Consider the following 16,481-nt stretch of genomic DNA (forward strand, 5'->3'; position numbering starts at 1 on the left):
TCGTGGGGCGATCTGGAGGGAGAACGTTAGCAGTTTCCAGGCTCTGACTTTTCTCCGGCCCCAGAACTTATCCGCGCAAATGCAACCGAATATCTCAGGCATGGTTGATTGCCCATCCCGATTGGTACAACTTTAGGGTTGGTCTTGTGGTCTTACTGACCTACTGTTCAAGTACAGGAGGTGACTTATGAACCCAGCATCTGATCGCATCGAAAGGAAAATCCTGCTCAAGGCCAAGCGTTCGCAGGTCTGGCGCATGCTGGCCAATGCCGAAGAGTTCGGACAGTGGTTTGGCGTGGCGCTGAAAGGCAAGCGTTTTGTGGCAGGCGAGTGGACCCAGGGGCAGATTACCTACCCCGGTTATGAGCATTTGCGCTGGAATGTACTGGTGGAGCGGGTCGAGCCGGAACGGCTGTTTTCGTTTCGCTGGCACCCTTATGCGATAGAGCCGGAGTTCGATTACTCCCAGGAACCCACCACCCTGGTGAAATTCGAGCTTGAAGACATGGATGAAGGCACGCTTCTGAAGGTGTCCGAGTCGGGTTTCGACCACATTCCCCAGCATCGTCGCCTCAAGGCGTTCCGTATGGACAGCCGTGGTTGGGATGAGCAGATGAGCAACATCGAACAGTTTCTTGTGGAAAAGGCCAAGGCCCACGAGCTTCAGGGTGACTGACCAGCGCCTGGCCGTCGAAAGTCAGCTGGAGGCCTTTAGACTCACGGCTTCCAGGCCAGGCACCTGAGGCGTCTAAGGGTTTTCGGAAGGTGGCTTATAGCGAATGTCTTACACGCGATGGTAGTGATATCGCCTGTTACAATTTGGATCCGATGCGTATTCTGGCCTCACCCACTGAAGCACAGGATGTGCTCAGGATCACGGATGATCGACCATATGCAAGGAACGCTGCGACAAGGAGTCGTCATGGTCTTGGAAAAACCCGCTTCGGCGGGTTTTTTTGTGACCGCAGGAAAGGTCGGGGGCGGCAGCAAGCGTGTTCCTGCCGCCGTTTTCTTACTGACGATCGAGTTTCGCCGCCGCGCGCTCGGTGATTTCCGCCCGCAGCTTCAACGAGCCGGCAGCCCGCTGGCGAGCCTCTTCCAGCACACTGGCCGGCGCCGTCTCGGGGCTGCCCGCCGTAAACGGCGGGGCCGGAGCGTATTCCAGTTGCAACTGCACCAATTCGGCGGTGGCCGGGTCGAACAGCTCGGCGGCCAGGGTCAGGGCGAAGTCGATACCGGCGGTGATCCCGCCACCGGTCAACAGATTGCCGTCGCGAACCACCCGATCCTTCACCGGGATTGCGCCCAGCGGCTTGAGCAACTCGTGATAGGCCCAGTGAGTGGTGGCGCGTTTGCCCTTGAGCAATCCCGCCGCGCCCAGTACCAGTGCGCCGGTGCACACCGACGTGATGTACCGGGCGTTGGCGGCCTGGGCCCTGAGGAAGTCCAGGGTCTGGTCATCTTCCATCAACGGCCCCACGCCACTGCCACCGGGTACGCAGATCACGTCCAGTGCCGGGCAATCCTCGAAGGTGGTCGTCGGTTTCAACAGCAGGCCGGTGCTGGCGGTGACCGGCATCAGGTCCTTCCAGATCAGATGCACTTTCACATCCGGCAGCGAGGCCAGTACGTCATAGGGGCCGGTCAGGTCCAGTTGCTGAACCTGTGGAAACAACAGAAAGCCGATCTGCAACGTCATGGTGTTTTTCTCGTGAAGTGGGGTGGACGGTTCAACTGTAGGCTCGTAGGATTTGGCGTATACGCCAATATCCCCACGAATTACGCCAAATGTCGAAAACCATCCATGTACTCGCGTTCGCCAACGTGCAATTGCTCGACGTCACCGGGCCGTTGCAGGTATTCGCCTCGGCCAACGACATTGCCCGCCAGCAAGGCCTGCCGCCACCCTACGCGCCGACGGTGATTGCCAGCGGCGGCGGGGCGGTGATGTCGTCGGCGGGCCTGGCGCTGTTGGCCGAACCCTTACCGGATGACGGCACTGACACCCTGATCATCGCCGGTGGCTGGGGTGTCTACGCGGCGGCGCAAGATGCGTCGTTGGTCGCCTGGGTGCGCGAGCATGCCCGTGGCTGCCGACGGGTTTCCTCGGTGTGTACCGGTGCGTTTCTGCTGGCGGCCAGTGGCTGGCTCGATGGCCGGCGCGTGGTCACCCACTGGACCCGCTGCGAGCAACTGGCGCAACAGCACCCGCGCTTGCAGGTCGAACCCAACCCGATCTTCATCAACGACGGCCCGGTCTGGACCTCGGCCGGCGTGACGGCCGGCATCGACCTGGCGCTGGCCATGGTCGAACAGGACCTGGGGCACAACATGGCCCTGGAAGTTGCCCGGCAACTGGTGGTGTTTCTCAAGCGTCCGGGTGGCCAGTCGCAATTCAGCGTGACCTTGTCCCTGCAACAGGAAGGTAAGCGATTCGACGAACTTCACGCCTGGATCAGCGAAAACCTGACCAAGGACCTTGGCATCCCGACGCTGGCCTTGCAGGCCGGCATGAGCGAACGCAGCTTCGTGCGCCACTACCGCGCCGACACCGGCCAGACCCCGGCCCGGGCCATCGAACTGATCCGCGTCGAAACCGCGCGGCGTCTGCTCAGCGATACCGGAGTGCCGATCAAAAGGGTGGCGGTGCAATGCGGCTTCGGCAGCGAAGAAACCCTGCGCCGCAGCTTCCTGCGGGCCATGGGGGTGACACCGCAGGCTTATCGGGAGCGGTTTTCGGTCAGTGCCGGAGTAGATCCAGTAGTGCCTTGAGTCACTTACTGCCTGAACTCGAACATTGTTTGATCCGTACTCAAGGCTGCCAAACAACCTTCTCCCCACTCAACCTGCGATCCAGAAAACACGCCGCACTGATCAACGCCAGATGCGTCAGCGCCTGCGGTGTGTTGCCCATGTGCCGCCCATGGCTGTCGAGCTCTTCGGCATACAACCCCAGCGGGTTGGCGTACCTGAGCAACTGTTCGAACTCCAGGTGGGCCTTGTCGAGCTGGCCGGCGCGGGCCAGGCATTCGACGTACCAGAACGAGCAGGCGGCGAAGGCGCCTTCGCTGCCGGGCAGGCCGTCGATCCGGCTGTCGTCGTTGCGGTAGCGGTAGATCATGCCGTCGCGCACCAGGCTCTTTTCGATGGCTTGCAAGGTCGCAAGCCAGCGCGAGTCGCGGGCGCTGACGAAGCGCACCAGCGGCATCAGCAGCATCGAACCGTCCAGGCCGGTGCCGCCGATGTGCTGGACGAAATGCCCGCGCTCCTCATTCCAGAAGTTTTCCCAGATGTCGGCATGGATCGCCTGGCGAGTCTGGTCCCAGCGGGCGAACGGGGCGGGCAGCGAGCGTTTGGACGCGAGGCGGATGGCGCGGTCCAGGGCGACCCAGCACATCAGCCGTGAATGCAGGAAATGATATTGCTCGCCGCGCATTTCCCAGATGCCGACGTCCTTTTGCTCCCAGGTTTCGCAGACCTGGTCGATGACTTCCACCGTGTGTTTCCAGCCTTCATGGGAGATGGCTTCGCCGTACTTGTTGACCAGGTAAATCGCGTCCATCAGCTCGCCAAAGATGTCGAGCTGGACCTGTTGGTACGCCTGGTTGCCGATGCGCACCGGTTGTGCGCCACCGTGACCGGACAGGTGCGTCAGCTCGATTTCCGGCAACTCCTGGCGACCGTCGATGGCATACAGGATGTTGAGTTTCATCGGCTTGCCCCGGCAGTCGCTGACCCGGCCGCGCAACCAGCGCATGTAGGCGTTGGCCTCTTCGACGAAGCCCAGGCGCATGAACGCATAGACCGTGAACGAAGCGTCGCGGATCCAGGTGAAGCGATAGTCCCAGTTGCGCTCGCCACCGGGGCTTTCCGGCAGGCCGAAAGTAGCCGCGGCGAGAATGGCGCCGTGCTTGCGCGAGGTCAGCAGCTTCATGGCCAGGGCCGAGCGGTTGACCATTTCACGCCAGCGCCCGCGGTAGTTGGACTGGCCGATCCAGTCGCGCCAGAACTTCAGGGTGCGTTCCAGGCACAGATCGGCGGCACCCTCCTTGAAGCGTGGGTCGCCAGGCGCTCCGAGCAGGAACTGGGCGGTCTGGTCTTGCTCAAGGGTGAACTGCGCGACCGCCCCATTGGCATCAATGTGCATGGCTTGATCGGCGCGCAGTCGCAGGGGCGGCTGGTCGGCAGCCTCGAAGATCACGTCATCCTTGTCCATGCTCGCGCGGGTGCTGGCGCGGGCATAGTCATGGCGCACCGCGCACCGCATGTGAAAGGTGGCGCGGCCGCTGACCACGCGTATCCGCCGCATCAGCAGTGGCAGGTCGTCTTCGGTGTCGCCGACGGGCAGCAGGTCGGTGACCTCGACCACCGCCCGGTCACTGAGCCAGCGGGTTTGCAACACGTTGGTGTCGGGCAGGTAAATCTGTTCGCGACGGGCGTCGGGCAAGTCCGGCGACAACTGGAAAATCCCCGCCTCGGGGGTGTCCAGCAGTGAGCAGAAAATCGACGGACTGTCGAACTCCGGCCAGCAGAAAAAATCCACGCTGCCCTTGTCGTTGACCAGCGCCGCACTGCGCATGTCGCCGATGATGCCGTGGGCGTCGATGGGGCTTTGGCGTTCGGGGTGATCAGCCATTGTCGCGCAACTCCGGGAGTCTGGGGCCTATTTAGCTGACTGGTCCGGGTGGTCGAGAGTTCATTTGGCGGGGAATGTGAGTTGTCTGTGAGGGCCTCTTCGCGGGCAAGCCCGCTCCCACATTGGACGGCGTACACAAATCAACTGTGGGAGCGGGCTTGCTCGCGAAGGGGCCTTCACATTCAACCAACAATTCCACGCTTCCCCCGCAATCAGCCGTTATGGCAACGTGCAGTCCCCTGATGAGACCCGACCCATGGCAAACCCCTATCGCGAGTTATTCAAAGCCCCTGGCAGCGGCGCATTCGTGCTGGCCGGCATGCTCGCGCGCATGCCGATTTCCATGACCGGCATCGGCCTGATCACCATGCTCTCGCAATTGCAGGGTGGCTACGGTCTGGCGGGCGCGGTGGCGGCGACGTTCGCCCTGGCCACGGCGTTTTGCGCACCGCAGGTCTCGCGGCTGGTGGATCGGTATGGCCAGGGACGGATTCTGCCGGTGGCGGCGTTGCTCGGCGGTGGGGCGCTGTTGCTGCTGTTGCTGTGCACGCGGTTGCAGGCGCCGCACTGGACGCTGTTTGTCTTCGCTGCGCTGGCCGGTTGCATGCCGAGCATGTCGGCGATGGTGCGGGCCCGCTGGACCGAGGTGTATCGCGGCCGCCCCGAGTTGCAGACTGCCTACGCCCTGGAATCGGTACTGGATGAAGTCTGCTTCATCGTCGGGCCGCCGCTTTCCGTCGGCCTGTGTGTGGTGGCGTTTCCCGAAGCCGGGCCATTGGCGGCCTTGCTGGCGCTGGCTGTCGGCGTCACCGCGTTCGTGTTGCAGCGCAGCACGGAGCCGCCGGTACATCCCCACGAAGATCACCATCAAGGCTCGATCATTCGCTCGCGCGACATTCAATTGCTGATGCTGTTGATGGTCGCCATGGGCACCATCGTCGGTGTGGTGGACGTGGTCAGCGTCGCCTTCGCCCAGCAGCAGGGCCAACCGGCGGCGGCGAGCATCGTGCTGTCGGTCTACGCCATCGGCTCGTGCCTGGCCGGGCTGGCCTTCGGCGCACTGCGTTCGAAAGTACCGCTGGCGCGCCTGTTCCTGTACGGCGGCGTGGCAACGGCGGTGACCACCTTGCCGTTGTTGCTGGCGGCGAACATTCTCGGCTTGTCGCTGGCGGTGTTTGTCGCGGGGCTGTTTTTTGCCCCGACGCTGATCGTCGCCATGGCCCTGGTGGAGCAGATCGTGCCGCCGGCCAAACTCACCGAAGGCCTGACCTGGCTGGTCACCGGGCTGAGCATCGGCGTAGCGATCGGCGCCGCCGGCTCCGGCTGGCTGGTGGACGCCTTCGGCGCGCGCAGCGGGTTCTGGCTGGCGATTGCGGCGGGGGCGCTGGTACTCGGCTCCGCGATCCCGAGCTATCGCCATTTGCAATGAAGATCGACCTGTGGGGCATTTCCCTGTGGGAGCGAGCTTGCTCGCGATGGCGGCGTGTCGGACACCAATGATGTCGACTGATACTGCGCTATCGCGAGCAAGCTCGCTCCCACAGGGTTACTCATATGGCTAATTCCCGGAACACCTCATCCGTTCTCCATACAGACAACTCTCGAGGAAATCCCGGTGACCCCGCTGACATTGCTGTGCCTGCCCTATTCGGGCGCGAGTGCCATGGTCTATAGCCGCTGGCGGCGCAAACTGCCGGAATGGCTCAAGCTACAACCGGTGGAATTGCCGGGGCGGGGCGCGCGCTATGGCGAGCCCCTGCACACCGACATGCGCCGCCTGGCGCTGCAACTGGCCCAGGAACAGAAGGCCACGCTCAAGGCGCCGTATGCATTGTTCGGCCACAGCATGGGGGCGTTGCTGGCCTGCGAGATGGCCCACGCCTTTCGCTCGCTGGGTTGCCCGGAACCGGTCGCGCTGTTCGCCTCGGGCACCGCCGCGCCGACCCTGCGCGCCGACTACGACCGCGGCTTTGCCCAGCCGAAAACCGATGCCGAACTGATCGAGCAATTGCGCACCCTCAACGGCACCAGCGAAGAGATCCTGGCCAATGAAGAGTTGATGGGCCTGACCCTGCCGGTGCTGCGCGCGGACTTCCTGCTGTGCGGGCGTTTCGAACCGGTGCAGCGCCCGTTGCTCAAGTGCCCGGTGCACGTGCTCGGCGGCAAGGCCGACCGCGCCACCACCGAGCAATTGATCGGCTGGAGCCAGGAAACCCGCGGCAGTTTCTCGGTGGACATGCTGGCCGGCGGGCACTTTTTCATCCATGAGCAGGAGGCCAAGGTGCTGCGGGTGATCAAGGACCAGCTTGAGGGGCATCATCGGCGGCATTCCATGGCTGCCGTGGGTTAACACTACTCCCGAATTTCACCAGCCCCCTGTGGGAGCGGGCTTGCCCGCGAAGGCGGTGTGTCAAGCGATAAGTATGTTGCTGACACTCCCTCTTCGCGGGCAAGCCCGCTCCCACAGGGGTATTTATCAACCTGTTTTTCCGCGCTTCGCCTTTCGCCTGATCCGCTAATTTTTCCCGCCTGCATTCGTTTTATAGGCACGACGCGCCCTTGCGCCTACTGATGCGGATGCCGATAGATGAATGCTGAAGACTCCTTGAAACTTGCTCGCCGGTTTATCGGGTTGCCCCTGGAAAAACGTCAGATGTTCCTGGCGGCCTTGCACAAGGAGGGCGTGGATTTCGCCCGTTTCCCGATCCCGGCCGGCATCGAGGCCGAGGATCGCCAGGCGTTGTCGTACGCCCAGCAACGCATGTGGTTCCTCTGGCAACTGGACCCGCACAGCGGCGCCTACAACCTGCCGGGCGCGGTGCGGTTGACCGGGCACTTGAACCTGTCGGCGCTGGAGCAGGCGTTCGCCAGCCTGGTGGCGCGGCATGAAACCCTGCGTACGCTGTTCCAGCGTCAGGTCGACGACAGCTTGCAGCAAGTGCCGGCCACGGCGCCGTTGCTGATCGAACAGCTGGATTTCAGCGCACTGCCCGCCGAGGAACGCGAGCGGGCCGTGGCGCACACCGCCGAGCAGCAATCGATGCTGCCGTTCGATCTGGCGACCGGCCCGCTGCTGCGGGTCACCTTGCTCAAGCTCGCAGAACTTGAGCACGTGCTGTTGCTGACCCTGCACCACATCGTCTCCGACGGCTGGTCGATGAACGTGCTGATCGACGAATTCATCCGCTGCTACGACGCCTTCGATGCGGGCACGCAGCCGCAGCTGGCAGCGTTGCCGATTCAGTACAGCGACTACGCCCTGTGGCAGCGCCGCTGGCTGGAGGCGGGCGAGCAGGCGCGGCAACTGGCGTACTGGCAGGCGCAACTGGGCGATGAACATCCGGTGCTGGAATTGCCCCTGGATCATTCGCGCCCGGCCATGCCGAGCTATCGCGGCACCCGCTATGAATTCGCGGTCGAAGCGCAACTGGCCGAACAACTGCGCAGCACTGCGCAGAAGCACAACATCACCCTGTTCATGCTGTTGCTCGGCGCCTTCAACGCGTTGTTGCATCGCTACACCGGGCAGACCGACATCCGCGTCGGCGTGCCCATCGCCAACCGCAACCGTGGGGAAATCGAAGGCCTGATCGGCTTCTTCGTCAACACCCAGGTGCTGCGTACCCAACTGGACGGCCAGACCCGGGTCGACGACCTGCTGCGCGCCGTCAAGGAAACCGCCCTCGGCGCCCAGGCCCATCAGGACCTGCCGTTCGAGCGCCTGGTCGAAGCGTTGAAACTGGAGCGCAGCCTCAGTCACACGCCGTTGTTCCAGGTGATGTACAACCACCAGCCGCACGTGGCCGACATGGCGTCGGTCAGCACTGCCTCCGGCCTGGTGCTGGGCTGCATCGACTGGCAAATCCGCACCACCCAGTTCGACCTCACCCTCGACACCTGGGAGAAGGGCGGCAAGCTGCACGCCGCGCTGACCTACGCCAACGACCTGTTCGAAGCCGACACCATCGCGCGCATGGCCCGGCACTGGACGCGCCTGTTGCAGGCGTTAGTCGACGACTCGACGCAAAAAATCGGCGAGTTGCCGATGCTGAGCGCCGATGAGCAACAGGTGCTGGTGCAGGACTGGAACCGCACCGCCGAGGTCTATCCCGTCGAGCAGTGCATGCATCAGCTGATCCAGGCCCAGGCCCGACGCACGCCCGAGGCAACTGCGCTGGTGTTTGGCGAGCGCCAGCTGAGCTACGCGCAACTCGATACCCGCACCAACCGGTTGGCCAATTACCTGCGCGAGCAGGGCGTTGGCCCGGATGTACTGGTGGGGATCTGCGTCGAGCGTTCGCTGGACATGGTCATTGGCCTGTTGGCCATTCACAAGGCCGGGGGGGCCTACGTACCGCTGGACCCGGAGTACCCGGCCGAACGTCTGGCCTACATGATCGACGACAGCGCGATTGGACTGCTGCTCACGCAAGGCAATCTGCTCGGCGCGCTGCCCACCGACGGCGTCAAGATCATCGCCCTGGACCAGCCGCACGACTGGCTCGACGGCTACAGCGACACCTGCCCGCAGGTCGAGGTGCATCCGTTGAACCTGGCCTATGTGATCTACACCTCCGGTTCCACCGGTAAGCCCAAAGGCGCCGGCAACAGTCACGCGGCGCTGGTCAACCGCCTGTGCTGGATGCAGCAGGCCTACGGGCTCGATGGCAGCGATTCGGTATTGCAGAAAACCCCGTTCAGTTTCGACGTGTCGGTCTGGGAGTTCTTCTGGCCGCTGATGACCGGCGCGCGTCTGGTGGTGGCGCCACCGGGCGCACATCGGGAACCGGCGCAGTTGATCCGCCTCATCGCCGACCACGGCATCAGCACGCTGCACTTTGTGCCGTCGATGCTCCAGGCGTTCATCCACGAACCGGGTGTTGAGGCTTGCACCGGCCTCAAGCGCATTGTCTGCAGCGGGGAAGCCCTGCCGCTGGATGCGCAATTGCAGGTGTTCAAAAAGCTACCGGGTGCCGGGTTGTACAACCTGTACGGCCCGACCGAGGCGGCCATCGACGTGACCCACTGGACCTGCATCGACGAAGGCGCCGACAGCGTGCCCATCGGCCGGCCCATCGCCAACCTGCGCACCCATGTGCTGGATGCGCAATTGCTCCCGGTCCCGACCGGCGTGGCGGGGGAACTGTACCTCGGCGGCGCCGGGCTGGCGCGCAGTTATCACCGGCGTCCGGCGCTCACCGCCGAGCGTTTCGTGCCGTGTCCGTTCCACGACGGCGCGCGCTTGTACCGCACCGGTGACCGCGTCCGGCAGCGCGCCGATGGCGTGATCGAATACCTCGGGCGCCTCGACCATCAAGTCAAATTGCGCGGCCTGCGCATCGAACTGGGGGAGATCGAAACCCGCCTGATGCAGCATGAACTGGTGCGCGAGGCCGTGGTGCTGGTGCAGGGTGGCAAGCATCTGGTGGCGTATCTGGTGCTGGAAAACGCCGACGCCGATGCGCAATGGCCGCAAACCCTCAAGGCCTGGCTGCTCGGCAGCCTGCCGGAATACATGGTGCCCACGTACCTGATGCCGCTGGATGCCTTGCCGGTGACTGCCAACGGCAAGCTCGACCGCAAGGCCTTGCCGCCACCGGACGCCGCGCCGCAACAGGCGTTCGTCGCACCGCAGGATGCCATGCAGACCATGCTGGCGCAGATCTGGCAGGACGTACTGGGCACGCAACCTTTGGGCCTCGAAGACAACTTCTTCGAGCTCGGCGGCGACTCGATCATTTCCATCCAGGTGGTCAGCCGCGCCCGCCAGGCCGGGATTCGCCTCAGTCCGCGGGATCTGTTCCAGTACCAGACCGTGCGCAGCCTGGCATTGGTCGCGACGTTCGATAGCCGCAGCAGCATCGATCAAGGCCCGGTCAGCGGCGAGGTGGTCCTGACCCCGGCGCAGCATTACTTCTTCGAACAGGCCATTGCCCAGCGTCAGCACTGGAACCAGTCGCTGCTGCTGACGCCCCGGGATGCGCTGGATCCGCAAGCATTGGAAAGGGCGCTGGTCGCCGTGATCAACCACCACGACGCCTTGCGCCTGCGCTTCATCGACGGTGCCCAAGGCTGGCAGCAACACCATGGGCCGCAGGTCGAATCCGCTGGCTTGTGGCTGCGTCGGGCGTCTTCGGCCGAAGACCTGACCGCGCTGTGCGATGAAGCGCAACGCAGCCTCGATCTGGCCAACGGGCCGCTGCTGCGCGCCTTGCTGGTCAACCTCGACGATGGCAGCCAGCGCCTGCTGCTGGTGGTCCATCACCTGGCGGTGGACGGCGTGTCGTGGCGGGTGTTGCTCGAAGATTTGCAGCAGGCTTACCGGCAAGTGGCGCTGCCCGAGAAAACCAGCGCTTATCAAGCCTGGGCCGCGCACCTGCAACAGCATGCCGGCACCTTGTCTGGGCAAATGCCGTACTGGCAGGCGCAACGGGCGGATGCCCGGGACCTGCCGTGTGACCATCCGCAGGGCAGCTTGCAGCAGCGCCACGGGCACAAGATCGAATCGACACTGGATGCCGAGCTGACCCGCCAATTGTTGCAACAGGCGCCAGCGGCCTATCGCACCCAGGTCAATGACCTGTTGCTCACCGCGTTGGCGCGGGTCATCTGCCGCTGGAGCGGGCAGGGCTCGACGCTGATCCAGCTTGAAGGCCACGGCCGCGAAGACCTGGACGACGACCTCGACCTGAGCCGCACCGTCGGCTGGTTCACCAGCCTGTTTCCCGTGCGCCTGCAACCCGAGGCCGGGGCGGCGAATTCGATCAAGTCGATCAAGGAAAAACTGCGCGCCATTCCCGGCAAAGGCCTGGGTTATGGGTTGCTGCGCTATCTCGGCGAACCGGCGCAGCGCCAGCTTCTGCAAGACCTGCCGGCACCACGCATCACCTTCAATTACCTGGGGCAGTTCGACCGTCAGTTCGATGAGGCTGCGCTGTTCATCCCGGCCCCGGAAAGCGCTGGTCAGGCCCAGGGCGATGATGCGCCGCTGGCCAACTGGCTGACCGTGGAAGGCCAGGTGTATGGCGGACAGCTCTCGCTGCAATGGGGTTTCAGCCGTGACATGTTCGCCGAGTTCACGGTGCAGCGACTGGCCGATGCCTACACCGAAGAACTCAAGGCACTGATCGAACATTGCTGCGCGACAACGCCAGGCCAGGTCACGCCGTCGGACTTCCCGCTGGCGCGCATCACCCAGGCGCAACTCGATGCCTTGCCTGTCCCGGCACCGGCCATCGAGGACCTGTATCCGCTGACGCCGATGCAACAGGGCATGCTGTTCCACACCCTGTACGAACCCCAGGCCGAGGCTTACATCAATCAGTTGCGCCTGGACATCCAGGGACTGGAACTGGCGGCATTCGGCCGGGCCTGGCAGGCGGCGATCAACCGTCACGACATCCTGCGCAGCAGCTTCCACTGGTTGGGACTGGAATCTGCGCACCAGGTGATTCATCGCCAGATCGACCTGCAACTGCAAGTGATCGAAGCGGTCGATGTCGACCTCGATGCACTGGCCGCCGAAGAGCGCAGTCGCGGCTTCGAACTCAGCGCCGCGCCGTTGTTCCGCCTGGTGCTGGTGCGCCGAAACCCTGAAGACTGGCACCTGATCTACACCAGCCATCACATCCTCATGGACGGCTGGAGCAACGCGCAATTGCTCGGCGAAGTGATTCAGCATTACGCCGGCCAGACGCTGGCCAGGCCGTTGGGGCAATACCGCGATTATCTGGGCTGGATTCAACAGCAGCCGCTGTTGGCCGCCGAGCAGTTCTGGAAGCAAGCGCTGGCGCCACTGGAAACGCCGACGCTGCTGGCGCAAGCCTTGCCGGCACCGGTCGAAGGACGCGGCATGGGCGAGCATCAATTGACCCTTGAGAGCGCCGCGCTACAGCGCCTGGGCGATTTCGCCCGCCAACAGAAAATCACCCTCAACACCTTGCTGCAAGGCGCCTGGGGCCTGCTGTTGCAGCGCTACACCGGCCAATCCTGCGTGGCGTTCGGCGCCACCATGGCCGGACGCTCCGCGCCGCTGCCGGGCATCGAGCAGCAATTGGGGCTGTTCATCAACACCTTGCCGATCATTGCCGCACCGCCAGCGGGGCAGTCGGTGGCCCAGTGGCTCAACCACCTGCAAGCACTGAACCTGAGCCTGCGCGAGTTCGAACACGTGCCGCTGTACGACATCCAGGGCTGGGCCGGGCAACAGGGGGCGTTGTTCGACAGCCTGCTGGTGTTCGAGAACTTCCCGGTGGCCGAAGCCCTCAAGCAAGGGGCGCCGGCGGGCCTGACCTTCGGCGCGCTGCGCAATCACGAAATCACCAGCTACCCGCTGACCCTCGGCATCGAAGTCGGCGCCACCCTGCGTCTGGATTTCAGCTTCGACCGCAGCCGGTTCAGCGCGGCGCAGATCAGCCAGTTGGGCGCCAGCCTGTTGCAGGTGCTGGAGCAGTTCGTCGCACAACCACAACAGGCATTGGGCGCGATCAGCTTGCTCGATGCACAGGCGCAAGCAAAGGTGTTGACCGGTTCGCGTCCGCCCGCGCCGCCACTCGACAGCCCGTTGCTGGCCCATCAGCGTTTCGAGCAACAGGCGGCACGCACGCCCGATGCACTGGCGGTGATGGTCGGCGACGAGTGCCTGACCTACGCCCAGCTCAATGCGCAAGCCAACCAGCTCGCCCATCGCCTGCGCGCCCTGGGTGTGGCGCCGGGGCAACGGGTCGGCCTGTCGGTGCGACGCAATGCGCAGATGATCGTCAGCCTGATGGCCATCCTCAAGTCCGGCGCCGGTTATGTACCGCTCGATCCGGATTACCCGGCCGAGCGCCTGGCCTACATGATCGAAGACAGCGGCATGGATCTGCTGCTGGTGCAGCCGGGCTTGCTCACCGATTTAGCGCTGCCGCAAGGTTTGCCGCGCCTGGCGCTGGAGCCGGACGTTGACGGGTACTCCACCGAAAACCCGGATAACCTCGCCAGCGCCGAAGACCTCGCCTACCTGATCTACACCTCCGGCTCCACCGGACGCCCGAAAGGCGTGTGCCTGGCCCACGCCGCGCTGCGCGAGTTTTGCGTGATCGCGGCGGACTATTCACAACTCACAGCACAAGACCGTGTGCTGCAATTCGCCACCTTCAGCTTCGACGGCTTTGTCGAGCAGTGCTACCCGCCGCTGTGCGTGGGCGCGGCGCTGGTGATGCGCGGCGATGAGGTGTGGGACACCGACACGCTTTATCGGCAGATCATCGCGCGCGGCGTGACCCTGGCCGACCTGCCGGCCGCCTACTGGTTCTTGCTGGCCCAAGAGTGGGCTGCGCAACCGCAGCGTGAGAAAGGGCGCTTGCGTCAGGTCCACGTCGGTGGCGAGGCCATGTCGCTGGAGGGCCTGAAGTTGTGGCATGCCGCCGGTCTGGGCGATGTGCGCCTGCTCAATACCTATGGGCCGACCGAAGCCACGGTCGTTTCCAGTACCCACGAATGCACCCTGGCCGATACCCGCAATCCCATTGGCGTGCCGATTGGACGCGCACTGCCTGGGCGTGCGTTGTATGTGCTGGACAGCGAAGGCCACCTGCTGCCGACCGGTTGTGTCGGCGAGCTGTGCATCGGCGGTGACGCCGGCCTCGCCCAGCGCTATCACCAGCGTCCGGGTTTGAGCGCCGAGCGTTTCATAGCCGATCCGTTTTCCGCCACACCGGGGGCGCGGCTGTACCGCAGCGGCGACCTGGCGCGCTATCGCGAGGACGGCGCACTGGAATACCTGGGGCGTATCGACCATCAGGTGAAAATTCGCGGATTCCGCGTCGAACTGGGTGAGCTCGAGGCGCACCTGCAAGGCCTGCCGATGATCAGCGAAGCCGCAGTGCTGGTGCACGAAGGCGTCGGCGGCAAGCAGTTGATCGGCTACGTGGTGCCCGCCTCGGAGGAACAGCTGGACGCCGATGCGCGGCAACTCACCGACACCGTGCGCCGCGCCTTGGGCGAGCGCCTGCCGGACTACATGCTGCCGACGCAACTGGTGGTGCTTGCCGCGTTGCCCCTCAACCGTAACGGCAAACTCGACCGCGCCGCATTGCCGGCCCCGCAAGTCTGGGAGGTCGCAACCGGTAGCGCACCGCAGGGGGCACTGGAAATCCAGCTGGCGCAGATCTGGCAGCAGGTGTTGCAGGTCAGTCGCGTCGACCGCGAGAACAGCTTCTTCGAATTGGGCGGGCACTCCTTGCTGGCGACGCAAATCGTCTCGCAGATCCGCCAGCGCATGGGCCTGTCGGTGAGCCTGCGCAGCCTGTTCGAACACCCGCGCCTTGAGGATTTCGCCGCACAGGTACAGACACTGCAACACCGCTGTGAACGCCCGGCGCTGGTGGCGGACACCTCCGGCGAACGCCAGACGCTGTCCTTTGCCCAGCAGCGCTTGTGGTTCCTGTGGAACCTTGAGCCGGATAGCTCGATGTACAACATGCCCGGTGCCTTGCGCCTGCGCGGCGAGCTGAACCTCGACGCCCTGCGCCAGACCTTCGAAACCCTGGTGCAGCGCCACGCGGTGTTGCGCACCACCTTCTACGAAGAAGATGGCCAGACCTGGCAGCGGGTACACCGGCAATTGCCGTTGAGCTTCGAGGCCGGCGACCTGCGGCATCTGCCGGCGCCGGACGTCGAGGCGCAACACCTGGCCCGCGAGGAAGTCGCGCGGCCATTCGACCTGCGCCACGGCCCGTTGCTGCGGGTGCGGGTGCTGCGGGTCGCGGATGACCAGCATGTGCTGTTGCTGACGGTGCATCACATCGTCGCCGATGACTGGTCGTTCCGCGTGCTGATCAATGAATTCGTCACGCTCTATCCAACCCTCAACCGTGGCCAGACCCCGCAACTGCCGGCGCACAGCGTGCAGTACGCCGACTTCGCCAAATGGCAGCGCCAGTGGCTGGAGCAGGGTGGCGAGTTGCAACGCCAGCTCGACTACTGGCAGCAGCGCCTCGCCGAGCCACAAGCGGTGCTGGAGTTGCCCGCCGATGGCGACCGGCGCACGGCGCAAGAGGGGGCCAGCGCGCATTTCACCTTCAGTGCCGGACTCAGCCAGCAGTTGCGCGACTTTGCCCAACAGCGCGATCTGTCGCTGTTCATGCTGCTGCTGGCCGGTTTCACCCTGGTGTTGCGCCAGCGTACCGAGGTCGCTCGGGTGCGCATCGGCACCGATATCGCCAACCGAAATCAAGCCGAGCTTGAAGAAATGGTCGGCTTCTTCGTTAACCAATTAGTACTGCAAGTGGAAGTCGATGCCGGGCAGCCGGCAGCGCAATTGCTGGAGGCCTGTCGCCGGGCGGTGCTGGAGGCTTCGGACCACCAGGACCTGCCGTTCGAGCGCCTGGTGGAAGCCTTGCGCTTGCCGCGCCGGGCCGGCCGTTCGCCGCTGTTCGACATCAAGCTGATTTACCAGGAAGGCGTCGGTCGCTTGCCCTCGATGGATGGGTTGCACGTGGAGGATTTCCCCTCCGGGCGTCAGGCCGCCGAGATCGGCATGGTCGCTGCGTTCTACAACGACGCGCAGCACATCCACCTGAGCTTCGAGACACAGGCCGGCCAGTACCTGCCGAGCACGCTGGAATGTCTGTTCGAACAGATCCGCGCGGTGCTCGAGGCGTTGGTAAGCGCTGATCCTTTGCAGGTCGGTGAGTTGCTGAACCTGGCCAGCGATGTCCAGCGCCGTGCCGAGGCGCGCTTGAACGAGCAACGCAAGGCCCTGCTCGGCGGTGCCATGGCGATCAAGCGCCGCTCGGCGAACCGGGGCGCGCCGACAGTGCCAACCGCAGCGGACTGATTCAGGCAGCGGCGCCCTATAGCG

At 64.2% G+C, this 16,481-nt stretch carries 7 protein-coding genes; 5 read left to right on the forward strand and 2 right to left on the reverse strand.

The annotated features are described in order from the left end of the window. Positions 1-187 precede the first annotated feature (187 nt). Positions 188-676 carry an SRPBCC family protein gene (locus C9422_RS17130; RefSeq protein WP_116581468.1) on the forward strand — a complete coding sequence of 163 codons (489 nt, stop codon included), beginning with the start codon at positions 188-190 and terminating at the stop codon, positions 674-676. Positions 677-1,012: 336 nt separating this feature from the next. Here C9422_RS17130 and inhA read toward each other — a convergent pair whose 3' ends face one another. Then, the gene (inhA, locus tag C9422_RS17135) at positions 1,013-1,699 is read right to left on the reverse strand and encodes an isonitrile hydratase (protein WP_116581469.1); all 687 of its coding nucleotides are present in this window, start codon (positions 1,697-1,699) and stop codon (positions 1,013-1,015) included. A gap of 89 nt (positions 1,700-1,788) precedes the next feature. Here inhA and C9422_RS17140 point away from each other — a divergent pair, with 89 nt between their 5' ends. Beyond that, on the forward strand, positions 1,789-2,772 hold the full coding sequence (locus tag C9422_RS17140; RefSeq protein ID WP_116581470.1) for a GlxA family transcriptional regulator: 984 nt from the start codon (positions 1,789-1,791) through the stop codon (positions 2,770-2,772). 40 nt (positions 2,773-2,812) lie between these two features. Here C9422_RS17140 and C9422_RS17145 read toward each other — a convergent pair whose 3' ends face one another. Further along, positions 2,813-4,636: a glycoside hydrolase family 15 protein gene (locus C9422_RS17145; protein ID WP_116581471.1), complete on the reverse strand. Its 1,824-nt coding sequence runs from the start codon at positions 4,634-4,636 to the stop codon at positions 2,813-2,815. 256 nt (positions 4,637-4,892) lie between these two features. Here C9422_RS17145 and C9422_RS17150 point away from each other — a divergent pair, with 256 nt between their 5' ends. From C9422_RS17150 to C9422_RS17160, 3 genes are all read left to right on the forward strand, one after another. Then, positions 4,893-6,065, forward strand: coding sequence for an MFS transporter (locus C9422_RS17150; protein ID WP_116581472.1), 1,173 nt, complete (start codon positions 4,893-4,895; stop codon positions 6,063-6,065). A 186-nt stretch (positions 6,066-6,251) separates the two neighbouring features. Further along, the gene (locus C9422_RS17155) at positions 6,252-6,986 is read left to right on the forward strand and encodes a thioesterase II family protein (protein ID WP_116581473.1); all 735 of its coding nucleotides are present in this window, start codon (positions 6,252-6,254) and stop codon (positions 6,984-6,986) included. A 237-nt stretch (positions 6,987-7,223) separates the two neighbouring features. Then, positions 7,224-16,457, forward strand: a complete 9,234-nt coding sequence (locus C9422_RS17160) for a non-ribosomal peptide synthetase (RefSeq protein WP_116581474.1) — start codon at positions 7,224-7,226, stop codon at positions 16,455-16,457. The last annotated feature ends 24 nt before the right edge of the window (positions 16,458-16,481 follow it).

The organism is Pseudomonas sp. B1(2018), assembly GCF_003097365.1.
GTDB lineage: Bacteria > Pseudomonadota > Gammaproteobacteria > Pseudomonadales > Pseudomonadaceae > Aquipseudomonas > Aquipseudomonas laurylsulfatiphila.